The sequence below is a fragment of the Streptomyces sp. NPDC037083 genome (assembly GCF_055606485.1).
This window is the reverse complement of sequence record NZ_JBVJSQ010000001.1, coordinates 314,176-335,504: the sequence shown is the minus strand read 5'-3', so window position 1 is coordinate 335,504 and position 21,329 is coordinate 314,176. Positions and strand designations below refer to the sequence as shown.

Here is a 21,329-nt window from a genome sequence, read left to right as displayed (position 1 = left end):
GCGGGGCCGGGCGGCGAGCGCGACGAGCGGCGCCGCCCGTGGGCTTCCGCGGGCCGGCGAGGGCCGGACGTCCGCGGCCCCCGGACGTCAGTTCAGGAGCGCCCGCGCGGCGAACGCCTCCTTCCGCACCCGCTCCGCCGCCACCTCGTCCACGACCTCCACCAGCCCCGCGTACTCCTCCAGCTCGGCGGCCCCGCCGACGAAGTCGCCCCGCTGAACCAGCAGCTGCCCCTTCTCGTACCGCAGCCGCGCCGGATGCGAGGGCACGGCCAGCGCCAGCTCCACGGCCCACAGGGCGACGTCCGACCGCTCCGGCCGGGCCGCCGCCCACGACCGGATGTTGTTCAGGATCCGCATCACGACGTCCAGCGGCTCGGCCGGCGCCAGCATCGACGGTTCCAGCCGCGCCCCCGTCGCCCCGGTGACCAGCCGCTCCGCGTCGCCGCCGGTCAGCACCCGTCCGCCGTCGAAGGGATCGACGAGCACCTGCCGCTCGACGTCCGCGGGCGGGCCGAACCCGACCACGAAGTGACCCGGCAGCGCGACCCCGTACACCGGCGCCCCGGCCCGCCGCGCCACCTCCACCCACACCACCGACAGCAGGATCGGCAGCCCCCGCCGCCGCGCCAGCACCTGATGCAGCAGCGACGACTCCAGCCGGTCGTAGTCCGCGGCCGAACCGGCGAAGCCGTACCGCTCGCCGAGCAGCTCCCGCAGCGCCTCGGCCCAGGCCCGCGGGCCTCCGGGACGGAACGGCAGCTCCCCGGCCAGCCGGTCCAGCTCGATCTGGGCGGCGTCCAGGCCGGCCTCGTCCAGCTGGGGGTCCGCCGCCGCGCCGACGAGCAGACACAGCAGCGCCAGGTCGGGCCGCTCGGCGCGCGTCTCCTCGGCGAACCGCCGCCGCACCTCGCCGCCGTCGAGGCCGCTCCCCGTCCCGCTCACGACAGCTCCGGCGAGGACTCCCGCGACGGCTCCCGGTAGTGGTGGTACGCGTGGTGCGCGGCGAAGCCCAGGCCGGCGTACAGCGTGCGCGCCGCCGCGTTGTCCTCCTCCACCTGCAGCCAGGCCGCCGAGGCCCCCTCCGCCAGCGCCTGCCGGGCCAGCGCGGCCATCACGCTCGTCGCGAGGCCCCTGCGACGCTGGGCCGGGTCCACCTCGACGGCGGCGAACCCTGCCCACCGTCCGTCCACGACACACCGCCCGATGGCGACCGGAGTCCCGCCCCGCGGTCCGGGCACGGACGCGAACCACACCGACGGCGTCCCTCCGCTCCCGGCTTCGCCCGAGCGGGGGGACCCCCCGCCCAGCACCTTCAGGGCCACCTCGCCCAGCCCCTTGCGCCGGTACCGGGCCAGCCAGGCCTCGTCGGCCTCCCGGGCCAGCACCACGCCCTCGGACTCCGCCCGGTCGGCGACCGGCGCCAGTGCTCCGACCCACAGCTCGGCCGTCACCTCGCGCACCCACCCGCGCCGCTCCAGCTGCGCGCTCAGCAGCTCCTCGGTGCCCTCGGCGCCCGTCGCCGTCTGCACGTAGGCGGGCAGCCCGCGCTCGCCGTACCAGTCCCGGACCACGTCCAGGGCCGCGTCCAGCGGGATGCCGGGGTCGCCGAGCGGCAGCACCGAGTTGGCACGCCGCGTGAATCCGGCGGCGGCCCGCAGCTCCCAGTCGCCGAGCCGCTCGCTCTCCACGGGACGCCAGGCCCGCGCGGCCACCCGGGCGAGCTCCTCGTAGGAGGCGGCCGGACCCCGCCGGCGGGCCGGCGCGGCCGGCACGACCTTCCCGGCGACCAGCGAGGACTCGTCAACGCGGACGCTCTCCCCGCTCTTGCGTGTGATCACGAGCACACCTTCGTCCCATGATGTGAGAACACCCACCGTGTCGGTGAATTTCCCCCCGGTGGCTCCAGCATCCCTCGAGCACCTTACGGAGACGCGTTTGCCCACGTCAGCAGCGGTGATGCGGACCTCGAGGCGTCCGGCGGCCGAGATTTCCACAGGTCAGTTCACCCCTCCTGTTCGGATCATGCCCAAGAACGGAGATACTAGGGGCGGGCATCGACGACGCCGCGCTCCCGCGCGCCAGGCGGCGGAGCCTGAGGAGGCCCGCCAGCGCCCTATCGAGGAGGAACGACAGCGTGACCTACGTCATCGCGCAGCCTTGTGTCGACGTGAAGGACAAGGCGTGCATCGAAGAGTGCCCGGTCGACTGTATCTACGAGGGCCAGCGGTCCTTGTACATCCACCCGGACGAATGCGTCGACTGCGGTGCCTGTGAGCCGGTCTGCCCGGTCGAAGCGATCTTCTACGAGGACGACACTCCGGAGGAGTGGAAGGACTACTACAAGGCGAACGTCGAGTTCTTCGACGACCTCGGCTCGCCCGGCGGCGCCAGCAAGCTGGGTCTGATCGAGCGCGACCATCCCTTCATCGCCGCGCTCCCGCCGCAGGCGGCCGAGTAACACGCAGCAGCGGCAGCACTCCGTGCCGCCTCGGTCCCGTACGGCCTGATCCCGCCCGATCGCCGTACGGGGCCGAGGCGTTTGCCGTACGTACGAAAGTGAGCCAGTCACCGTGTCCTCCGTAGTCTCCGACCGCCTTCCCACCTTTCCCTGGGACAAGCTGGAGCCGTACAAGAAGACGGCCGCAGCGCACCCGGACGGCATCGTCGACCTCTCCGTCGGCACTCCGGTCGACCCGGTGCCCGACCTGATCCAGAAGGCGCTGATCGACGCGGCGGACTCGCCGGGCTACCCGACGGTCTGGGGCACCCCGGCCCTGCGGGACGCGATCACCGGCTGGCTGGAGCGACGGCTGGGCGCCCGCGAGGTCACCCACCGCCATGTCCTGCCGATCGTCGGCTCCAAGGAACTGGTGGCCTGGCTGCCGACCCAGCTGGGCCTCGGCCCCGGCGACAAGGTGGCCCACCCGCGGCTGGCCTACCCGACCTACGAGGTGGGCGCGCGGCTGGCCCGCGCACGGTACGAGGTCTACGACGACCCCACGACCCTGGACCCCACGGACCTCAAGCTCCTCTGGCTGAACTCGCCGTCCAACCCGACGGGCCGGGTCCTGTCGAAGGCCGAGCTGACCCGGATCGTCGCCTGGGCCAGGCAGCACGGGGTGCTGGTCTTCTCCGACGAGTGCTACCTGGAACTGGGCTGGGAGGCCGACCCGGTCTCGGTCCTGCACCCGGACGTCAACGGCGGCTCGTACGAGGGCATCGTCGCCGTCCACTCCCTCTCCAAGCGCTCGAACCTGGCCGGCTACCGCGCGGCCTTCCTGGCGGGCGACCCGGCCGTCCTGGGCCCCCTCCTGGAGATCCGCAAGCACGGCGGCATGATGACGGCCGCGCCCACCCAGGCGGCGGTCGTGGCGGCCCTCGGCGACGACGTCCACGTCCGTGAGCAGCGCGAACGCTACGCGGCCCGGCGCACCCTGCTGCGCGAGGCGCTCCTGTCCCACGGCTTCCGCATCGAGCACAGCGAGGCCAGCCTCTACCTCTGGGCCACCCGGGACGAGTCCTGCTGGACCACCGTCGCCCACCTGGCCGACCGGGGCATCCTGGTGGCCCCCGGCGACTTCTACGGCGAGGCGGGCGAGAAGTTCGTACGCGTGGCCCTCACGGCGACGGACGAACGGGTCAGGGCGGCCGTGGCGCGCCTGTGACCCCGGCGCGACGACGGCGAGCACGCGCAGGGACGGGGCCCGGAAAACACCCGGACCCCGTCCCCGGCTCACCGGCTCGAACCGGGCGCTAGCCGAGCGGCAGGCTCTTCACCGGCAGGGTCTGCGCGCCGGGCAGCCCGCCCTTGGCGAGGGAGTCGGTCGGCAGCCCGCCCTTCGTGGCGGTCGACGCGGTGTCCCCGAGGAGGTCCCCGGCGGAGCCCGCCGCCTCGCCGGCCGCCTTCTGCGCCGCCGGCGCGGCCTTCTTGACGGCCTTGCCGCCGGACTTGGCCGCGGTCGGCAGGGCCTGCTCGACGGTCTTGCCGCCGGTCTCACCCGCGAGCCCGGTGACGTTCTGCGCCGCGCCGTCGACCGTGTTGCCGACGCTCGCCCCGTCCAGGGCGGTCAGCCCGCCGAGGTTCGGAGCGGCGGGAAGGCTGGGGGCCGCACTGGCGGAGCCGGCCGCACCGACCCCGGCGGCCGCTCCTGCAGCGACGAGCAGCGCGGCACGGGCGATCCGGCGGGTCAGGGGGAGGGACATGGTGCTCCTTCGACGGGAGAGAACAAGGACTGTCCGTGACTCAGGACTGTCTGCGACTCACTGACTGATCGCCGACCGAACTGATCACCGACTGACTGTCTGTCCGGGCCCGGACGCAGTGACTACCGCTCGAAGCCCGCGAAGGTTGCGCACGCCCGACGTAAAGAGTTGGCAATGCGTCGCATTATCGGCTGCGGATAAATGCGGGCATAGACCACCCGATGTGAAAGTCCGCCAAACCCGTGCAGCCCTTTGTCCTCAAGGGTTTCGCGGCCCACGAGGGTGACGGCGCGAAAACCTGACCACCCGGCCGTCCGCGCGTCCCGCACGTGACCCGGCCGGGTGAAGACCCGTACTACTGCTCGGTGACGATCCGCACGCTGTCGGCGCCCCCGCCGGCCGTGCCCCCGGCGGCCTCCGCGCTGGTCGAACCGGTCGCCCGCCACCTGCTGTCGGTGTTCCCGGCGACCCACTCCCGGCCCGCGTACGAGACGCGCTCGATGCGCAGCGCGGAGGCGTTGGCCACCGCCCAGTGCGCCAGCTGCCAGCCCCGCTCGCCGACGCTGCGCCCGCCGGTCGTGGCGCCCTCGGCCACGGGCAGCGTCACGGTCCGCCCCGAGCTCTCGGCGAGAGGGGCCTCGGCGACGGGCGACGCCGTCCTCCCGGCGCCGGTCCCGGCCTTCGCGTCGGAGTCGGCCACTGCGCCCGCCTGCCGCGGGGTGCCGCGCCCGAAGTCCCGGGCCAGCGCGGCTCGCACCGCCGAGGGGCCGGTGGCCGCCGTGGACTGCGAGCGGCCGGCGCAGGTCAGCGTGGCCGGCGAGGTCCCGGTCAGCGCGGCGGCCAGCAGCGTGGCGTCCGACTCGTGCTTGGCGTACGCCTCCGGATACCCGCTGCGCTGCACGCGCTGCGCGGCGACGGTGAGCGGGAGCTCGGTGTAGTCACGGACCTTGGCGAGGTGCGCGTAGAAGACGTTCGCCGCGTACGCGGGGTCCGTGACCTGCTGCTCGGTGCCCCAGCCCTGCGAGGGCCGCTGCTGGAACAGGCCGAGCGAATCCCGGTCGCCGTGGGCGAGATTGCGCAGCCCGGACTCCTGGATGGCGGTCGCGAGGGCGATGGCGACGGCCCGCTCGGGCATGGCCCGGTCGGTGCCGACGGCGGCGATCGTGGCCGCGTTCACCGCCTGCTCCGGCGTGAACTCGTACGTCGCCCCGTCCGCACCGCCGGAAACGACTCTGCAACCGGGGTCCCCCGCCCCGCCGGAGACGTACTGGACCACGGCGTAACCCGCGACGGCGGACAGGACCACGCAGGCCGCCCCGAAACGGAGGAGGCGGCCGCGGCGCTTGGGAGAAGGGGACGGCTCTGGCACGCGTACAAGGTACTGGAGAGTAGCGAGAAGGAGGAGGTGCATGTGCAGAGGCGGTGAAGAGCAGGGCCGCTGCCAGGCGCGTTAGGGTCGACGCCATGGCCGACACCCCGCTTGACCTCACCCTGGACGCCGCGGCGCTCACCGCGTGGCTCGTCGACTTCCCCTCGGAGAGCGGCACCGAGAAGCCGCTCGCGGACGCGATCGAGACCGCCCTGCGCGCGCTGCCCCACCTGACGGTGGACCGCTACGGGAACAACGTGATCGCCCGCACGAACCTGGGCCGCGCGGAGCGGGTCGTCCTGGCCGGTCACATCGACACCGTCCCGATCGCCGGCAACGTCCCGTCCAGGCTGGACGAGGACGGGGTGCTGTGGGGCTGCGGCACCTGCGACATGAAGTCCGGGGTGGCGGTCCAGCTGCGCATCGCGGCGACGGTCCCGGCGCCCAACCGCGATCTCACCTTCGTCTTCTACGACAACGAGGAGGTCGCCGCCGACCTCAACGGCCTCAAGCACGTCGCCGAGGCCCGTCCGCAGTGGCTGGCGGGTGATTTCGCGGTCCTCCTCGAACCCTCCGACGGCCAGGTCGAGGGCGGCTGCCAGGGCACCCTCCGGGTCCTGCTGAGGACGAAGGGCGAGCGGGCCCACTCGGCGCGCGGCTGGATGGGCTCCAACGCGATCCACGCGGCCGCCCCGATCCTGGCCCGGCTGGCCTCCTACGAGCCCCGTCACCCGGTCATCGACGGCCTGGAGTACCGCGAGGGCCTCAACGCGGTCGGCATCACGGGCGGCGTGGCCGGCAACGTCATCCCCGACGAGTGCGTCGTCACCGTCAACTTCCGCTACGCGCCGGACCGCAGCGAGGAGGAGGCCGTCGCCCACGTGCGCGAGGTCTTCGCCGACTGCGGGGTGGCGGAGTTCGTGGTCGACGACCACAGCCCGGCCGCCCTGCCCGGCCTCTCCCACCCGGCCGCGGCCGCCTTCATCGAGGCGGTCGGCGGGACCCCGCTGCCCAAGTACGGCTGGACGGACGTCAGCCGCTTCTCCTCGCTGGGCGTGCCCGCGGTCAACTACGGCCCCGGCAACCCGCACTTGGCGCACAAGCGGGACGAGCGCGTGGAGACGGCCAGGATCCTGGCGGGCGAGGAGCGGCTGCGGGCCTGGCTCACCGCCTGAGCGGCGGCCGTGACGACGGCGCTTCGCGGCGGACACGCCGACGTCCCCCGCGCGTAACCCGCGTGGATCTACGCTGAGGCGGAACCACTTGCAAGCGGAGGGAGCTCACATGGCTACAGGGAACCCCGAGGGCAAGAAGCAGCCACCGGAGGAACAGCGCCTGGGACCGGTCCTCCGACGGCGGGACCAGGTGCAGGCGAGCACGACGGACCAGCGCCTGCTGGACGAACGGGCCCCCTCCGACTGGGTCCACACCGATCCCTGGCGCGTCCTGCGCATCCAGTCGGAGTTCATCGAGGGCTTCGGCACCCTCGCCGAACTCCCCCCGGCGATCAGCGTGTTCGGCTCGGCCCGGACACCGGTGGACTCGCCCGAGTACGCGGCGGGCGTACGGCTGGGCAGCGCCCTCGTCGAGGCCGGCTGGGCCGTGATCACGGGCGGCGGACCGGGCGCGATGGAGGCGGCCAACAAGGGCGCGAGCGAGGCCGGCGGCACGTCCGTCGGCCTCGGCATCGAGCTGCCCTTCGAGCAGGGACTCAACCCCTACGTCGACATCGGCCTCAACTTCCGCTACTTCTTCGTCCGCAAGATGATGTTCGTGAAGTACGCGCAGGGCTTCGTGGTCCTGCCCGGCGGTCTGGGCACCCTGGACGAGCTCTTCGAGGCGCTCACCCTCGTCCAGACCCAGAAGGTCACCCGCTTCCCGATCGTCCTCTTCGGCACGGAGTACTGGGGCGGCCTGATCGACTGGCTCAGGAACACCCTGATCGCCCAGGGCAAGGCCGCCGAGAAGGACCTCCTCCTGTTCCACGTGACGGACGACGTGGACGAGGCGGTGGCCCTGGTCTCGAAGGAGGCGGCCCGCTGAGGCGTCCCGGCCCGCAGACGTGTTCCGGCCCGGCCGGCGTCTGAGGACGAGGGCCCTTCCGGGGCCGAAGCCGGAGCCCGGGGGCCGCGGCCCCCGGAACGGGAACGGGAAGGGAACGAGAAGGGGCGGCGGGGGCGAGGAGGACTAGGCCAGCCCCCGCCGTGCCACCGCCGGCGCCCGGTGGCCCGCGATGGCGGCGACCATGTCCAGCACCTGCCGCGTCTCCGCCACCTCGTGCACCCGGTACACCTGCGCCCCGAGCCACGCCGACACGGCCGTCGTCGCCAGCGTCCCCACGACCCGCTCCTTCACCGGCCGGTCCAGCGTCTCCCCGACGAAGTCCTTGTTGGACAGGGACACCAGCACCGGCCAGCCCGTCTCCATCATCTCCCCGAGCCGCCTGGTCGCCTCCAGGCTGTGCCGGGTGTTCTTGCCGAAGTCGTGCCCCGGATCGATCATGATCGACTCCCGTGGCACCCCCAGCTCCACGGCCCGCTCCGCAAGTCCCACGGTCACCCGCAGGATGTCGGCCATGACGTCGTCGTACGTCACCCGGTGCGGACGCGTCCGCGGCTCCGCGCCGCCCGCGTGCGTGCACACCAGACCGGCCCCGTACCGCGCCGCCACCTCCGCCAGCCTCGGGTCCACCCCGCCCCACGCGTCGTTCAGCAGGTCGGCGCCGGCCTCGCAGACCGCCTCCCCGACCTCGGCCCGCCAGGTGTCCACGCTGATGACCACGTCCGGGAAGCGCCGGCGCACCTCGGCCACGAAGCCGACGGTCCGGCGGGCCTCCTCCCGTGCGGTGACCTCTTCGCCGGGACCGGCCTTGACCCCGCCGACGTCGATGATCGCCGCCCCCTCCGTCACCGCCTGCTCCACGCGCGCGAGGGCCGGCTCGTCCCGGAAGGTGGCGCCCTGGTCGTAGAAGGAGTCCGGGGTCCGGTTCACGATCGCCATGATCACCGGCTCGTGCGCGCCGAATTCACGCCTGCCCAGTCTGAGCATCCCCTGTGACCTCTCCTAGTACGTCCTGCACAACCACCGCCTGCGACCCTAACCGTCGGACCCGCATGGCACGATCGGACCCACACACATCCACTCCGAGCACACCGAGCGTGGGGACCCACCGATGGTTATGTTCTTGTTCCTGGTCATCGCGCTCGCCGTCGTGGTCGCCGCGGTGACACTCGCCGTGGTGGGCGGCGGCGAGGGCACCGGTCCACTGCCGGAGGCCGCCCCCGAGCGGCTGCACGACCCGCTGCCCCCGGACCGCCCGGTCGACCGCTCCGACGTCGACCGCCTCCGCTTCCCGCTGGCCGCCCGCGGCTACCGCATGGCGGACGTCGACGACGCCCTGAACCGCGTCGCCGCCGAGCTCGCCGAGCGCGACGCCCGCATCGCCGACCTGGAGTCCGCCCTGGCCGGCGCGCAGGCCCCGGCCGCGCCCCACGTGTCGATGGAGAAGCAGGCCCCGGAGGACGAGCGGTGAGCGACGGAACCGCCCGGACCGGCGCGGACGGCGCGCCGCGCTGCCCCTGGGCCCTGTCCACGCCGGACTACGTGACGTACCACGACGAGGAGTGGGGCCGCCCGGTCCACGGCGACGACGCGCTGTTCGAGCGCCTCAGCCTGGAGGCCTTCCAGTCCGGCCTGTCCTGGATCACGATCCTGCGCCGCCGCCCCGGCTTCCGCACCGCCTTCGCCGACTTCAAGATCGCCTCGGTCGCCGTCTTCACCGACGAGGACCGCGAACGCCTCCTCGCCGACCCGGGCATCATCCGCAACCGCGCCAAGATCGACGCGACGCTCGCCAACGCGCGCGTGCTGGCCGGCTGGGCGCCGGGCGACCTGGACGAACTGATCTGGTCCCACGCCCCCGACCCGGCGGGCCGCCCGGTCCCGAAGACGCTGGCGGACGTCCCGGCGGTCACGGACGAGTCGACGGCCCTGTCGAAGGCGCTGAAGAAGCGGGGCCTGCGGTTCGTGGGGCCGACGACGGCGTACGCGCTGATGCAGGCCTGCGGCCTGGTGAACGACCACCTGGAGACGTGCGTGAGCCGTCCCGGCCCGTCGGGCGGAACCCTCTCCGGGGGAGCCTGAGGACCGGACCCGGTCAGGGTCCGAAACGGGGGCCGGGGCAGCGGCCCCCATGCCTCAGCCGGTGCTCACCTGCCGAGATACTTCGGCTTCTCCTTGTTCACGAACGCCCGGACCGCGATCGCGTGGTCCTCGGAGGCCCCGGCCCGGGTCTGCAGCTCGTCCTCCTTCTCCAGGGTCTGCGCCAGCGTGTGGGAGAACCCGTACGCCATCGCCTCCTTGAGCGCCGCGTAGGCGACGGTCGGGCCCTCGGCCAGCGCCCGGGCCACGGTCTCGGCCTCCGCGCGCAGCGCGTCCGCCGGCACGATCCGGTTGGCGATGCCCAGCTCGTACGCCTCCTGGGCCTTGATGCTGCGCGGGAAGAGCAGCAGGTCGGCCGCGCGGCCCGGACCGATCACCCGGGGCAGGGTCCACGAGACGCCGGAGTCGGCGGTGAGCGCGACGCCCGCGAACGAGGTGTTGAAGGACGCGGTGTCGGCCACGACGCGGTAGTCCGCGGCCAGCGCGAAACCGAACCCGGCGCCCGCGGCGACCCCGTTCACGGCGGCGACCACCGGCTTCGGCGCCTCCGTCAGCGCCCGCACGATCGGGTTGTAGTGCTCCTTGACCGTGCTCATGACCTGCTTCGAGCCCTCGGCCAGCAGCCCGATGTGCTCCTTGAGATCCTGGCCCACGCAGAACGCCCGCTCGCCGGCGGCGGTCAGCAGCACGGCCCGTACGGCGTCGTCGGCCGCCGCGGACTCGACCGCCTCCCGGAGGACTTCCTTGGTCGCGATGTTCAGCGCGTTCATCGCCTCGGGACGGTTGAGCGTGATCGTCGCGAGCCCGTCACTCACCTCGTAGAGCACGGTGTCGACCATGGCGTTTCCCCTCCGTGTCGCGGCTGGACGCACTACTGGCCAGTACGTCCGTGTACGAGGACAGCATGGCGGAGATCGCCGTACGGGGCCCGGACCCGACGTGTGACCTGCGTCAAAGAATTCGGGACGGATTCCGGCGGCCAAAGGTGCGTGTGGCCGCGCAGTATCGCAGCCACATCGCCGAATTGAGTGGTTTTGCTCGCGCGCGTTGCCCAAGCGATGCCGACTGATGTTGGTCATCGGGTCCTGAGATGCGGGATAATGGCCTGGAAGCAATGTGTTCGATGCCGGTGCCGCGCGTCCCACGCTGGACCGCGGCTGCCCTCCACGGGCCGTCGGCTATGGCGATGAGCTGGTTTCAGGAAGGGGAACGAGCATGGCGGCCATGAAGCCGCGAACGGGTGATGGCCCGCTCGAGGTGACCAAGGAGGGGCGGGGCATCGTCATGCGCGTTCCGCTCGAAGGCGGCGGGCGGCTCGTCGTCGAGCTGACCCCTGACGAGGCCGACGCGCTCGGCGACGCCCTGAAGAAGGTCGTCGGCTGACGCGCAAGCGACCCTGCACTTACGACCGCTCCGGCGTCCCTCTGGGCGCCGGAGCGGTCGTTTTCCCGGGCCTTTCGAGGTTTGCCGTGGTCGGCGGGCCCGAAAGGCCCAACGGGGGTGTTCCGGCGTTTTCGGCGTCTTCGGCGTCTTCGCGGGCCCTACGGCTCAGCGCTTGACCGCGCACAGCAGGCCGTCGCCCACCGGCAGCAGCGACGTCACCAGCTCCTGGCTCTCGCGCACCGCCCGCAACAGCTCCCGGATCCTTATGACCTCCGTGGGCTGCGGACCCGAGTCGACCGTGCGGCCGTTGGCGAACACGCCCTCGAAGACGACCAGCCCGCCCGGACGCAGCAGGCGCAACGATTCAGCGAGGTACTCCAGCAACTCCAGCCGGTCGCCGTCGCAGAAGACCAGGTCATAGCCGGAGTCGGCGAGGCGGGGCAGGACGTCCAGCGCGCGGCCCGGGATGAACCGGGCCCGGTTGCTGGCGAAGCCGCAGGCACGGAAGGCCTGCCGGGCGAACTGCTGGTGCTCCGGCTCGGGGTCCACGGTGGTCAGGACGCCGTCCGGGCGCATCCCGTGCAGCAGGTGGATCCCGGAGACGCCGGTGCCCGTGCCGATCTCCGCGACCGCCTTCGCGTCCACGGTCGCGGCCAGCATCCGCAGCGCGGCGCCCGTGCTGGGCGACACCGAGCGCAGCCCTGCCTCGCGGGCCCGGTCACGGGCCCAGCGCAGCGCTTCGTCCTCGGCGGCATAGGCGTCGGCGAACGCCCAGCTTGCCTGCCGGTTGCCGGTAATGACCCTCTCCTGTCCCCGTGGTTGCCTGGGCGTGACTGTATCCGTTGCCGCCGGGAACCCGCAGATGGGACCGGGCGTTTGAAGGGGTGTGAACGAGGACGGGGGGACACAGTTGGATCACGATGCGGGACGGGGCGCCGAGCAAGTGCTGACGCAGCCGCATGAGCCGTGTCAGCCCAGATCAATTTCTCGTAAAACCGCTTATCCGGAGCTAACGGGCGAGGTGGCTATGGTAGGGGCTCCACTGGACACCACCAATGCCGACAGGGGAGGTGCGGCCGCGGCTGTGGATCGGGGAGGAGTGCTGCGGCGCTTTCTCGGGTCGGCAGGCAGGCCGAAATCCGTGAACGACACCGCTGCTGACCCCAGCCACTCCGCCGGCACCGCCGTCGGCCCAGCCCAGACCGCGACCTTCACCACCGACGCGGACGGGCAGGCGTGGACTCCGCCCACGTGGGAGGAGATCGTCAGCATGCACAGCGGCCGGGTCTACCGGCTCGCCTACCGTCTGACCGGCAACCAGCACGACGCCGAGGATCTCACCCAGGAGGTCTTCGTCCGCGTCTTCCGCTCCCTGTCGACGTACACGCCCGGCACCTTCGAGGGCTGGCTGCACCGCATCACCACCAACCTCTTCCTGGACATGGTCCGCCGCAAGCAGCGCATCCGCTTCGACGCGCTGGGCGACGACGCGGCCGAGCGGCTGCCCAGCAAGGAGCCCACCCCGCAGCAGGCGTTCAACGACGCCCACTTCGACGCGGACGTTCAGCAGGCCCTCGACACCCTCGCCCCCGAGTTCCGCGCCGCGGTCGTCCTGTGCGACATCGAAGGCCTCTCCTACGAGGAGATCGCCGCGACCCTGGGCGTCAAGCTGGGCACGGTCCGCTCGCGCATCCACCGCGGCCGTTCGCAGCTGCGCAAGGCCCTCGCGCACCGCGCGCCCGAGGCCCGCGCGGGGCGCCGCTCCTTCGTGCCCCGGGTGCCCGCTCTGGGAGGAGGGGGCGCGACCGCGTGACTGGATCCCGACACGACGCAACCGAGAGGCTCCTCGCGGAGCAGCATCTCGGAGACCGGCTCTCGGCCCTGGTGGACGGCGAGCTCGGTCACGACACCCGCGAGCGCGTGCTGGCGCACGTGGCGACCTGCGCGAAGTGCAAGTCCGAGGTCGACGCGCAGCGCCGGCTGAAGAACGTCTTCGCCGAGGTGGCCCCGCCCGCGCCCTCCGAAAGCTTCCTGGCCCGCCTTCAGGGGCTTCCCGCGGGAGGTGACTCCGACGGCGGCACGCCGCTGGGCGGGGGAGGCTTCGGCGGCGGAGTCTTCGGAGTGAGAGACGCAAGACGGGACGAGCCCTTCGAGTTCGGTTACGTGCCCGCCCGCGACCACGGCTCCGTGCTTTCACCGGCATCGGACCGGGGCTTCCGCATCCACCCCGTCGGCCGCGCCGGCGACCGGCACGACGTCGAGCGCTCGCGCGGCATGCGGTTCGCGTTCGTCGCCGCGGGCGCGGTGTCGCTGGCCGCGATCGCCCTGGGCGGCATGACCACCGTCGCCCCGGTCGACACGACCGCGGACAACCGTGGCGGCTCGGGCTCCGGAAGCAATGTGACGCCGGCCCGCACCCCGGGCACGGGCTCCGCGGCGACCCCGGAGAACCAGCGCCGCCGTGCCGCCGGCCCCCTGCTCTCCCAGGGCGGCCAGCTCGGCGACACCTCGACGGCACCGGCCGAGGTGTCGGCGCCGCTGCTGCCCGGCGTGCCCTCCCCGCCCGCCGGGGAACAGGCCGAGCAGGCACTGCACCGGCTGACCACGCCCGTGGTGGCCGGCGCCGCCGCGATGTCCCCGCTGATACGTCCGCTCGGCACGCACTCGCCGGTCTCCCTCACCGCGTGGACCGCCGGCGCGCCGGAACTCTCCGGTCCCGGTCTGCTCGCCGCACCCGACTCCCTCTCCTCCGCTCCCAGCTCCTCTCCTTCCCCGGCCTCCGCGCGCAACACCCGCTGAAAACGGGCCCGACGCCACTTCGCCGCGAACCTGGTTGAATCCTGGGTGGACCGCGTCCGGCCAGGCAGCCGGGCGCGAAGGCGAAGCGGCCGGGCCGGGGCCGGGGGCGCTCCGACCGTTCGGCGTCGCGGTCGGCTCGAGTGTGGGGAGAGCATGGACGAGGGGAAGCCCGCGAAGGCGAAGTGGTGGGGCCGGCCTCGACCGCAGCCGACCTCGGCGAGAAACGGCCCGGCGGACCCGGCCGGCGACGAGGCAGGGGCTGCGAGCCCGGCCGAGAGCCCGGCCGATGGCTTGTCCCAGAGCCCGGTCGAGAGCTCGTCCGAGAGTCCGGCCGGTGGCTCGTCCGCTAGCTCGTCCAAGGGTCCGGTCGAGAGCCTGTCCGACGGCGACTTCGAACTGGCCCGGCCGAACCGGACACCGGCTGCCGGTGACACCGCCGGGGAGCAGTTCGCGACGCCGGGAACGGACACCGCCGCTTCCGACGCCGAGGCCGCTTCCGACGACGCTTCCGACGCCGCTGCTCCCGTCGTCGCCGACAGCGGCGCGGAGTGCAGGGCAGAGGACAGCGCGGGAAGCGGCACAGGACACGGCGGCGACGGCGACTACGAACTGAGCCGCCCGACACCTCCCCCCGCCCCGGTCCCTGCCTTGGCGGCCCAGGGCGATCCGGGTGGCCCAAGCGACCCGAGCGACCCGAGCGGGCCGGGCGGCACGACGGGAGTGGACGGTGTGGAGGACGCGGAGGGCATGGGGCACTCGGCGGGCGGGGTCGCGATGGGCCTGGGCCCGGGGGACTCCGGCGGCGCCTCCGTCGGGGTGGGGCCGGTTGTTGCGGGGCGGGGTGGACCGTTGCACGATCCCGACCCCTACAGCACCCCGCCGTACGGGCAACCGGGACCCTGGGCGCCCGCGCCGCCTGTGCAGCACCCGGCGGTCGCCCCCGCACACGGCACCGTGACCGGCCCGCCCGTCATCCCGGACGCGCCCGGCGCGGCGCTCCCGCCGACGCCCGCCCCTGGCGTCCCCGGTGTGTCTGGGGCACCTGCGGCCCCGGGCGTCCCCGGTGTGTCTGAGGCGCCTCCGGCCCCGGGCGTCCCCGGTGTCTCTGGCGTGTCCGCGGCGCCCCCGGTCGACGTTGCCTTCCCCGCTGTCGTGCAGTCCGTGGTTGCGGGAGGGGAGCCCGGGCCCGCCCCTCTCTCCGCTCCCGCTCCCGCATCCGCCGCCGTTCCTGCCACACCCGCCCCCGCACCCGCACCCGGGCCTTCCTCCGCTTCCTCCGGTGGGCCATGGCAGCGCTACGACCCCTGGGCCGCGGCCCCACTCGGGGGAGCCGGCGGTGGGCCGTTGCAGCAGACCGGGGCCGGGGCCGTCAGCGAGACGCAGCGGCGGCGCCAGGTGCGCCGGAAGCTGGTCGGCGGTGCGCTGGCCGTCGCCCTGGTCTCCGGCGGGCTGGGCGGAGCCGTGGGCACCTATCTGGAGCGCAACGGCGGGCTCCACCCCGTACAGCTGCCGCAGGCCTCCGCCGAGGCCACCGGGCGGGACGCGGACAGCGTGGCCGGGATCGCCGCGCGCGCCCTGCCCAGCGTCGTCACACTGCATGTCAGCGGCCGCGACGAGGCCGGCACCGGGACCGGCTTCGTGCTCGACTCCCTCGGTCACATCCTCACCAACAACCACGTCGTCGAGCCCGCCGGGAGCGACGGCGGGATAACCGTCGTCTTCAACGGGGGCCAGACCGCCGAGGCCGAGGTCGTCGGCCGGGACAGCGGCTACGACCTCGCCGTGGTGCGGGTGACGGGGGTGAAGGGCCTCAAGCCCCTCTCCCTCGGCAACTCCGACAACGTCAGGGTCGGCGACCCCGTCGTCGCCATCGGCGCCCCCTTCGACCTGGAGGGCACGGTCACCTCCGGCATCATCAGCGCCAGGGAGCGGCCCGTCGTCGCCGGCGGCGGGAGCGGGGACGGGAGCGACGTCTCGTACGTCGACGCCCTGCAGACCGACGCGCCGATCAATCCCGGCAACTCCGGCGGCCCGCTCCTCGACGCGCGGGGCCGCGTCGTCGGCATCAACTCCGCCATCCGTTCCGCCACCGACGGCGCCGACTCCGGCGACGCCCAGGCGGGTTCGATCGGCCTCGGTTTCGCCATCCCGATCAACCAGGGCAAGCGGGTGGCCGAGGAGCTGATCAACACCGGCAAGGCGACGCACCCGGTCATAGGCGTCACCCTCGACATGGACTACGCGGGCGACGGTGCGCGCGTCGGCGCGGCGGGCGCCGACGGGAACGCCCCGGTCACCGCGGGCGGCCCCGGCGACCGGGCCGGCATCCGGGCGGGCGACGTCATCACGGAGGTCGACGGGCGGCCCGTCCACTCCGGCGAGGAGCTGATCGTCAAGACGCGTGCGCACCGACCCGGTGACCGTCTGGAGCTGACCATCGAGCGCGACGGCCGGGAGCGCACGCTCACGCTGGTCCTGGGCTCGTCCGACGGCGGGTGAGCCGACGGTCTCCGACGTGCCGTGCGCGCCGGTTCGCGCACGGCCCGACGCCGGGTCCGCGCACGGCCGCTCCCGGGCGCGCTCCGGCGACTGACGGAAACGTCACAGGTCGGACCGCGAAAGGCGTGCGACAAGGCAAACAACGCGGAAAACCGGCCGTGTACACCCACTCGGAGGCTCCGGGACAGTACCGGTCGGACAGGTGCGACAGGTACCGTGGACCCGGCCCGGACCACGGAAGACCCGAACTTGACCACTGAGGGCCGAGGGCCGAGGACCGCGGACATCGCAAGGAGCTTCAGGTGTTCAATGACATAGGACCGCTCGAGCTGGTGACGCTTGTTGTCCTGGCCGTGCTCGTCTTCGGTCCGGACAAGCTCCCGAAGGTCATTCAGGACGTGATGCGCACCGTCCGGAAGATCCGCGAGTTCTCGGAGAGCGCCAAGGCGGACATCCGCAGCGAACTGGGCCCGGAGTTCAAGGACTTCGAGTTCGAGGACCTCAACCCCAAGACGTTCATCCGCAAGCAGCTGGACAACGACGAGCTGGGGCTGAAGGAGATCCGCAACGGCTTCGACCTGAAGAAGGAGATGGCCGAGGTCACGGACGCGGTCCACAGCCGCGACACGGACACCCCCTCCCCCTCGGGTGCGTCGGGTGCGTCGGGCGGCGCGCGCATCGACATGACCAAGAAGCCCGAGGAGCCGGGCAAGGACGACCGTCCGCCCTTCGACGCGGACGCCACCTGAGTCACCCGCGTGCCCTCGGTGTGAGGGGGCGCACGCCCCACGCGCCGGGTGGATTCCCGGCAGCCCGGAGCGGGGTGGCTATGCTGCCTGGTTGTTGTGCGGAGCGGACGAGTACGCCCGAAGGGGGGCGGGCCGGTCGTTCCGTCGAGAACGAGGAGGCGTCCGGGCACATGGAGACGACGAGTCGGGCAGTCGCGCAGACGCCGGCCGCGGAAGGCGGACAGCAGGTCCCCTCCGCGCGGCGTACGGTCGACGGCTACCTGGAGGCACCCTTCCCCTGGTACGGCCTCGACGAGGCCTTCACGGGGCCGCGCTGGCTGATGCAGGTGGGCACGGCGGCCGACGGGGCCGTGGAGCACGGTTCCATCGGACACGGGGACGAGCCCTCCGTCCGGCACGAGACGGCCGGCGAGGACCGCGGGAGGTTCGCGGTCGTCGTGACCGTCGCCGCGAACCCCGTACGGCGCAGCGCGGACGGCACGGGCCTGCTGGAGGCCACCTCGGTGTCCTCGGCGGCCTGGCTCGCGGGCGTGGGGCTGCTGTCCTTCACCTGGCCGGGCCAGATGGACCACAGCCTGCGCGACGACTGGCTGGACCAGCAGACCGAGACGGCGTGGGTCCTCGCCGACGACCTGGCCGGCGCGGACTGGTCGACGCTGTCCCTCCCGGTGGACGGCGTCCCGACGCCCTTCCACTACCGCGAGTCCGAGTTCGGCTGGGTGCTGGCCGGTTCCACCGAGGCGGGCGTGCACCTGGGGGCGTACGGGCGCGGCATGAGCGCGTACGGGCTCGGCTTCTCGGTGATCAAGGACATCGCCGAGTACGCCTAGACACGCCGAGTACGCCCGGACACGCGAGTACGCCCGGACACGACTGGGCCTGGATCCGACGAGCAGGCCCCGACACGACGAAGGGTGCCCCCCGGCGGGTGGGCACCCTCCCTCATGGTGGTGGCGCGCTAGAACTTGTTGCGCGGGGTGATCCCCAGCGACAGGCCCGACAGACCGCGCTGCCGGCCGCCCAGCTTGCCCGCGATCGCGCGCAGGGCGGACCCGGCGGGCGACTCGGGGTCGGTCAGCACGACCGGCTTGCCCTCGTCGCCGCCCTCGCGCAGCCGGACGTCGATCGGGATGGAGCCCAGGACCGGGACGTTCGCGCCGGTGGTGCGGGTCAGACCCTCGGCCACCGTCTGTCCGCCGCCGGTGCCGAAGACGTCGACCATCTCCCCGCAGTGCGGGCAGGGCAGGCCGGACATGTTCTCGACCACGCCGACGATCTTCTGGTGGGTCTGCACGGCGATGGAGCCCGCCCGCTCGGCCACCTCGGCGGCCGCCTGCTGCGGGGTCGTCACGACCAGGATCTCGGCGTTCGGGACCAACTGGGCGACGGAGATCGCGATGTCGCCGGTGCCCGGCGGGAGGTCGAGCAGCAGCACGTCCAGGTCGCCCCAGTAGACGTCCGCCAGGAACTGCTGCAGCGCGCGGTGGAGCATCGGGCCGCGCCAGACGACCGGGGCGTTGCCCGGGGTGAACATGCCGATGGAGATGACCTTCACGCCGTTCGCGGACGGCGGCATGATCATGTTCTCGACCTGGGTCGGACGGCCGTCCGCGCCCAGCATGCGCGGCACGCTGTGACCGTAGATGTCGGCGTCGACCACGCCCACCTTCAGACCGTCGGCCGCCATCGCCGCCGCCAGGTTCACCGTCACCGACGACTTGCCGACGCCGCCCTTGCCGGAGGCGACCGCGTACACGCGGGTGAGCGAGCCGGGCTTGGCGAAGGGCACCTCGCGCTCGGTCTGCCCGCCGCGCAGGGCGTTCGCCAGCTCCTTGCGCTGCTCGTCGCTCATCACGTCGAGGGTGACGTCGACGCGCGTGACGCCGTCCACCCCGGAGACCGCGTCCGTCACGCGCTGCGTGATCGTCTCGCGCATCGGGCAGCCGGAGACCGTCAGGTACACGGTGACCGCGACCGCCCCGTCCGCGCCGATCTCGACCGACTTCACCATCCCGAGTTCGGTGATGGGCCGGTTGATCTCGGGGTCGTTCACCGTCGCCAGTGCCTCGCGCACCGCGTCTTCGCTAGCCATAAGCACGATGGTACGGCGACCGGTGGGGGCGTCGGTAAGCCCGTCACCGGTCGTCTACGTCACGTCCCCGCGACCGTTCTGCCGGGAATACGGCATGTTCGCGGTGACCGTCCCGCCGCTCCTCCAGTTCCTTGACCATGTCCTGCAGCTCCGAGCGGATCCAGTCCCGGGTGGCGACCTCGCCGAGGCCGATGCGCAGGGCGGCGATCTCCCTGGTCAGGTACTCGGTGTCGGCGATGGACCGCTCGTTCTGCTTGCGGTCCTGCTCCAGGTTGACCCGGTCGCGGTCGTCCTGCCGGTTCTGCGCGAGCAGGATCAGCGGGGCCGCGTAGGAGGCCTGCAGCGACAGCATCAGGGTCAGGAAGATGAAGGGGTAGTTGTCGAAGCGCAGGTCGTGCGGGGCGAAGATGTTCCACAGGACCCAGGCGATGATGACGACCGTCATCCAGACGATGAACCGGCCGGTGCCCAGGAAGCGCGCGATGCGCTCCGACAGCCGCCCGAAGGCCTCCGGGTCCCACTCGGGCAGGAGCCGGCGCCGGGGCGGCCGCGGCTGGTCCAGACGGGCCCGGTGACGACTGGTCGCCGTGGCGCCCACCGGGGTGCGTTCACGGGCGGCGCCGGCGTGGGCGCGGCCTGTGCCCTCGCGCTCAGGAACCATGCGGACCAGCCCCCTCGGGCTCGCCCCGGGCCGCGCGCCCGGAGTCCGTCCCGGGCCCGGGCTCGTCCTCCAGGTGGAACTCCGTCTCCCGCCAGTCCTCCGGCAGCATGTGGTCCAGGACGTCGTCCACGGTCACCGCGCCGAGCAGGGACCCCGCCTCGTCCACCACGGGCGCCGCGACCATGTCGTAGGTCGCGAAGAACCCGGCGACGACCGGCAGCGCCGCGTCCGGCGCCAGGGCCTGCAGATCGTCGTCGAGGAGCGAGCTGACCAGCGTGTACGGGGGGTCGCGCAGCAGCCGCTGGAAGTGGACCGTGCCGAGGTACTTGCCGGTCGGGGTCTCGTCCGGCGGGCGGCAGACGTAGACCTGCGCGGCGAGCGCGGGGGACAGGTCGCGGTTGCGCACGCGCGCCAGGGCGTCGGCGACGGTGGCGTCGGGCCGCAGCACGATCGGCTCGGTGGTCATCAGCCCGCCCGCGGTGTGCTCCTCGTACGCCATCAGACGCCGCATGTCCGCCGCGTCGTCGGGCTGCATCAGGCTCAGCAGCCGCTCCTGGTCCTGCTCCGGGAGCTCGGAGAGCAGGTCGGCCGCGTCGTCGGGGTCCATGGCCTCCAGGACGTCCGCCGCGCGCTCCTCCTTCAGCTTGCCGAGGATCTCGATCTGGTCGTCCTCCGGCAGCTCCTCCAGGACGTCGGCCAGGCGGTCGTCGTCGAGGGCCGCGGCCACCTCGGCGCGACGCTTCGGCGACAGGTGGTGCAGGACGTTGGCGAGGTCGGCGGGGCGCAACTGCTCGAAGGTGGCGAGCAGGCTCTCCGCGCCCTGTCCGTGCTCCTCCAGGGAGAACCCGGTGACCGCCGACCACTCCACGGTCAGCGTCTCGCCCTTGGCCCGCCGGAAGGCGCTCGCCTTCCTGCCCTTGCGGACGAAGACCCGGTCGATCTCCCAGTCCCGGCGGGCCGGCAGCTGCTGCACCGAAACGTCGAGGACGGTGACCTCCTCGCCCGTCTCGACGAGCGTGACACGCCGGTCGAGCAGTTCCCCGAACACCAGCCGCTCGGTGGGCCGCTGCTCGAAGCGGCGGACGTTGAGCACGCCCGTGGTGATGACCTGACCGGACTCGATGCCGGTCACCCGCGTCATGGGCAGGAAGATCCGGCGCCGCGTGGCCAGTTCGACGACCAGCCCGAGCACCCTCGGCGGCCGCCGCCGCACGCGCAGCACGACGACCAGCTCGCGCACGCGCCCCACCTGGTCGCCGTTCGGATCGAAGACCGGGATGCCGGAGAGGTGCGAGACGAAGATCCGCGGGACTCCCGCTGCCATGACCACCCCTCCTTTTCGTACTCGTTCGTGGGCCGTGTTGCCGGTGATGCTCTTTTCCCAATTGCCCGCTGCTGCGGGCTTCAGGCTAG

The 21,329-nt window shown here is 72.9% G+C and carries 22 protein-coding genes; 12 read left to right on the top strand and 10 right to left on the bottom strand.

Annotated elements, in window-relative coordinates; genetic code table 11:
* Positions 1 to 87: 87 nt before the first annotated feature.
* Positions 88 to 942: a transglutaminase family protein gene (locus ACZ7DE_RS01575; RefSeq protein WP_470756747.1), complete on the bottom strand. Its 855-nt coding sequence runs from the start codon at positions 940 to 942 to the stop codon at positions 88 to 90.
* Complete coding sequence (locus tag ACZ7DE_RS01570) at positions 939 to 1,994, bottom strand: GNAT family N-acetyltransferase (protein WP_470756745.1); 1,056 nt, start codon at positions 1,992 to 1,994, stop codon at positions 939 to 941. Before ACZ7DE_RS01570 ends, ACZ7DE_RS01575 begins: the two co-directional genes overlap by 4 nt.
* Before the next feature lie 140 nt (positions 1,995 to 2,134).
* Between ACZ7DE_RS01570 and fdxA the strand changes: the two genes are divergently transcribed.
* Together fdxA and ACZ7DE_RS01560 are read left to right on the top strand one after the other, a co-directional pair.
* The gene (fdxA, locus tag ACZ7DE_RS01565) at positions 2,135 to 2,458 is read left to right on the top strand and encodes a ferredoxin (RefSeq protein ID WP_470756743.1); all 324 of its coding nucleotides are present in this window, start codon (positions 2,135 to 2,137) and stop codon (positions 2,456 to 2,458) included.
* Between the two features lie 112 nt (positions 2,459 to 2,570).
* Entirely contained in the window at positions 2,571 to 3,665 is a 1,095-nt protein-coding gene (locus ACZ7DE_RS01560; protein ID WP_470756741.1) for a bifunctional succinyldiaminopimelate transaminase/glutamate-prephenate aminotransferase, read from the top strand.
* A gap of 88 nt (positions 3,666 to 3,753) precedes the next feature.
* On the opposite strand, the gene ACZ7DE_RS01555 is transcribed toward ACZ7DE_RS01560, so the two are convergent.
* Both ACZ7DE_RS01555 and ACZ7DE_RS01550 read right to left on the bottom strand, forming a co-directional pair.
* A complete protein-coding gene (locus tag ACZ7DE_RS01555; RefSeq protein WP_470756739.1) occupies positions 3,754 to 4,203 on the bottom strand; it encodes an ATP-binding protein in 450 nt (149 codons plus the stop codon).
* A 355-nt stretch (positions 4,204 to 4,558) separates the two neighbouring features.
* A complete protein-coding gene (locus ACZ7DE_RS01550; protein ID WP_470756737.1) occupies positions 4,559 to 5,572 on the bottom strand; it encodes a heavy metal transporter in 1,014 nt (337 codons plus the stop codon).
* Between the two features lie 95 nt (positions 5,573 to 5,667).
* On the opposite strand from ACZ7DE_RS01550, the gene dapE reads away from it, so the two are divergent.
* Both dapE and ACZ7DE_RS01540 read left to right on the top strand, forming a co-directional pair.
* Positions 5,668 to 6,747 carry a succinyl-diaminopimelate desuccinylase gene (gene dapE / locus ACZ7DE_RS01545; protein ID WP_470756734.1) on the top strand — a complete coding sequence of 360 codons (1,080 nt, stop codon included), beginning with the start codon at positions 5,668 to 5,670 and terminating at the stop codon, positions 6,745 to 6,747.
* Positions 6,748 to 6,856: 109 nt separating this feature from the next.
* Positions 6,857 to 7,615 carry an LOG family protein gene (locus tag ACZ7DE_RS01540; RefSeq protein WP_470756732.1) on the top strand — a complete coding sequence of 253 codons (759 nt, stop codon included), beginning with the start codon at positions 6,857 to 6,859 and terminating at the stop codon, positions 7,613 to 7,615.
* A gap of 144 nt (positions 7,616 to 7,759) precedes the next feature.
* Here ACZ7DE_RS01540 and folP read toward each other — a convergent pair whose 3' ends face one another.
* A complete protein-coding gene (folP, locus tag ACZ7DE_RS01535; RefSeq protein WP_470756730.1) occupies positions 7,760 to 8,620 on the bottom strand; it encodes a dihydropteroate synthase in 861 nt (286 codons plus the stop codon).
* 130 nt (positions 8,621 to 8,750) lie between these two features.
* On the opposite strand from folP, the gene ACZ7DE_RS01530 reads away from it, so the two are divergent.
* Positions 8,751 to 9,104 carry a DivIVA domain-containing protein gene (locus ACZ7DE_RS01530; RefSeq protein WP_470757917.1) on the top strand — a complete coding sequence of 118 codons (354 nt, stop codon included), beginning with the start codon at positions 8,751 to 8,753 and terminating at the stop codon, positions 9,102 to 9,104.
* A complete protein-coding gene (locus ACZ7DE_RS01525; RefSeq protein ID WP_470756728.1) occupies positions 9,101 to 9,715 on the top strand; it encodes a DNA-3-methyladenine glycosylase I in 615 nt (204 codons plus the stop codon). Before ACZ7DE_RS01530 ends, ACZ7DE_RS01525 begins: the two co-directional genes overlap by 4 nt.
* A gap of 65 nt (positions 9,716 to 9,780) precedes the next feature.
* On the opposite strand, the gene chcB is transcribed toward ACZ7DE_RS01525, so the two are convergent.
* Positions 9,781 to 10,572 (bottom strand): 2-cyclohexenylcarbonyl CoA isomerase, encoded by a 792-nt coding sequence (gene chcB, locus ACZ7DE_RS01520; RefSeq protein WP_470756726.1) that lies wholly within the window; start codon positions 10,570 to 10,572, stop codon positions 9,781 to 9,783.
* A gap of 376 nt (positions 10,573 to 10,948) precedes the next feature.
* On the opposite strand from chcB, the gene ACZ7DE_RS01515 reads away from it, so the two are divergent.
* Positions 10,949 to 11,116 (top strand): DUF3117 domain-containing protein, encoded by a 168-nt coding sequence (locus ACZ7DE_RS01515; protein ID WP_003966491.1) that lies wholly within the window; start codon positions 10,949 to 10,951, stop codon positions 11,114 to 11,116.
* Positions 11,117 to 11,281: 165 nt separating this feature from the next.
* Here the strand turns inward: ACZ7DE_RS01515 and ACZ7DE_RS01510 are convergent, their stop codons facing one another.
* Positions 11,282 to 11,980: an O-methyltransferase gene (locus tag ACZ7DE_RS01510; protein WP_079141667.1), complete on the bottom strand. Its 699-nt coding sequence runs from the start codon at positions 11,978 to 11,980 to the stop codon at positions 11,282 to 11,284.
* A 235-nt stretch (positions 11,981 to 12,215) separates the two neighbouring features.
* On the opposite strand from ACZ7DE_RS01510, the gene sigE reads away from it, so the two are divergent.
* The 5 genes from sigE to ACZ7DE_RS01485 all read left to right on the top strand — a co-directional run bounded on the left by sigE (position 12,216) and on the right by ACZ7DE_RS01485 (position 17,993).
* Entirely contained in the window at positions 12,216 to 12,929 is a 714-nt protein-coding gene (gene sigE / locus ACZ7DE_RS01505) for an RNA polymerase sigma factor SigE (RefSeq protein WP_470757914.1), read from the top strand.
* Positions 12,926 to 13,915, top strand: coding sequence for an anti-sigma factor family protein (locus ACZ7DE_RS01500; RefSeq protein ID WP_470756724.1), 990 nt, complete (start codon positions 12,926 to 12,928; stop codon positions 13,913 to 13,915). Before sigE ends, ACZ7DE_RS01500 begins: the two co-directional genes overlap by 4 nt.
* Before the next feature lie 774 nt (positions 13,916 to 14,689).
* Positions 14,690 to 16,414 (top strand): S1C family serine protease, encoded by a 1,725-nt coding sequence (locus ACZ7DE_RS01495; protein WP_470757912.1) that lies wholly within the window; start codon positions 14,690 to 14,692, stop codon positions 16,412 to 16,414.
* A gap of 302 nt (positions 16,415 to 16,716) precedes the next feature.
* Positions 16,717 to 17,163: a sec-independent translocase gene (locus ACZ7DE_RS01490; RefSeq protein WP_470756722.1), complete on the top strand. Its 447-nt coding sequence runs from the start codon at positions 16,717 to 16,719 to the stop codon at positions 17,161 to 17,163.
* 170 nt (positions 17,164 to 17,333) lie between these two features.
* Positions 17,334 to 17,993: a hypothetical protein gene (locus ACZ7DE_RS01485; RefSeq protein WP_470756720.1), complete on the top strand. Its 660-nt coding sequence runs from the start codon at positions 17,334 to 17,336 to the stop codon at positions 17,991 to 17,993.
* A gap of 128 nt (positions 17,994 to 18,121) precedes the next feature.
* On the opposite strand, the gene ACZ7DE_RS01480 is transcribed toward ACZ7DE_RS01485, so the two are convergent.
* The 3 genes from ACZ7DE_RS01480 to ACZ7DE_RS01470 are packed head-to-tail and all read right to left on the bottom strand — an operon-like array spanning position 18,122 to position 21,240.
* On the bottom strand, positions 18,122 to 19,255 hold the full coding sequence (locus tag ACZ7DE_RS01480; RefSeq protein WP_470756718.1) for an Mrp/NBP35 family ATP-binding protein: 1,134 nt from the start codon (positions 19,253 to 19,255) through the stop codon (positions 18,122 to 18,124).
* A gap of 43 nt (positions 19,256 to 19,298) precedes the next feature.
* On the bottom strand, positions 19,299 to 19,916 hold the full coding sequence (locus tag ACZ7DE_RS01475; protein ID WP_470756716.1) for a DUF1003 domain-containing protein: 618 nt from the start codon (positions 19,914 to 19,916) through the stop codon (positions 19,299 to 19,301).
* Positions 19,906 to 21,240: a magnesium transporter MgtE N-terminal domain-containing protein gene (locus ACZ7DE_RS01470; protein WP_470756714.1), complete on the bottom strand. Its 1,335-nt coding sequence runs from the start codon at positions 21,238 to 21,240 to the stop codon at positions 19,906 to 19,908. The genes ACZ7DE_RS01475 and ACZ7DE_RS01470 overlap by 11 nt, the downstream gene beginning before the upstream one ends.
* Between the last annotated feature and the right edge of the window lie 89 nt (positions 21,241 to 21,329).

Excerpts from the sequence above, each read along its gene's own strand:
- ACZ7DE_RS01555 (WP_470756739.1), bottom strand. The coding sequence starts at position 4,203 with ATGTCCCTCCCCCTGACCCGCCGGATCGCCCGTGCCGCGCTGCTCGTC.
- dapE (WP_470756734.1), top strand. The coding sequence starts at position 5,668 with ATGGCCGACACCCCGCTTGACCTCACCCTGGACGCCGCGGCGCTCACC.
- ACZ7DE_RS01540 (WP_470756732.1), top strand. The coding sequence starts at position 6,857 with ATGGCTACAGGGAACCCCGAGGGCAAGAAGCAGCCACCGGAGGAACAG.
- folP (WP_470756730.1), bottom strand. The coding sequence starts at position 8,620 with ATGCTCAGACTGGGCAGGCGTGAATTCGGCGCGCACGAGCCGGTGATC.
- ACZ7DE_RS01530 (WP_470757917.1), top strand. The coding sequence starts at position 8,751 with ATGTTCTTGTTCCTGGTCATCGCGCTCGCCGTCGTGGTCGCCGCGGTG.
- chcB (WP_470756726.1), bottom strand. The coding sequence starts at position 10,572 with ATGGTCGACACCGTGCTCTACGAGGTGAGTGACGGGCTCGCGACGATC.
- ACZ7DE_RS01515 (WP_003966491.1), top strand. The coding sequence starts at position 10,949 with ATGGCGGCCATGAAGCCGCGAACGGGTGATGGCCCGCTCGAGGTGACC.
- ACZ7DE_RS01495 (WP_470757912.1), top strand. The coding sequence starts at position 14,690 with ATGGGCCTGGGCCCGGGGGACTCCGGCGGCGCCTCCGTCGGGGTGGGG.
- ACZ7DE_RS01485 (WP_470756720.1), top strand. The coding sequence starts at position 17,334 with ATGGAGACGACGAGTCGGGCAGTCGCGCAGACGCCGGCCGCGGAAGGC.
- ACZ7DE_RS01480 (WP_470756718.1), bottom strand. The coding sequence starts at position 19,255 with ATGGCTAGCGAAGACGCGGTGCGCGAGGCACTGGCGACGGTGAACGAC.
- ACZ7DE_RS01475 (WP_470756716.1), bottom strand. The coding sequence starts at position 19,916 with ATGGTTCCTGAGCGCGAGGGCACAGGCCGCGCCCACGCCGGCGCCGCC.
- ACZ7DE_RS01470 (WP_470756714.1), bottom strand. The coding sequence starts at position 21,240 with ATGGCAGCGGGAGTCCCGCGGATCTTCGTCTCGCACCTCTCCGGCATC.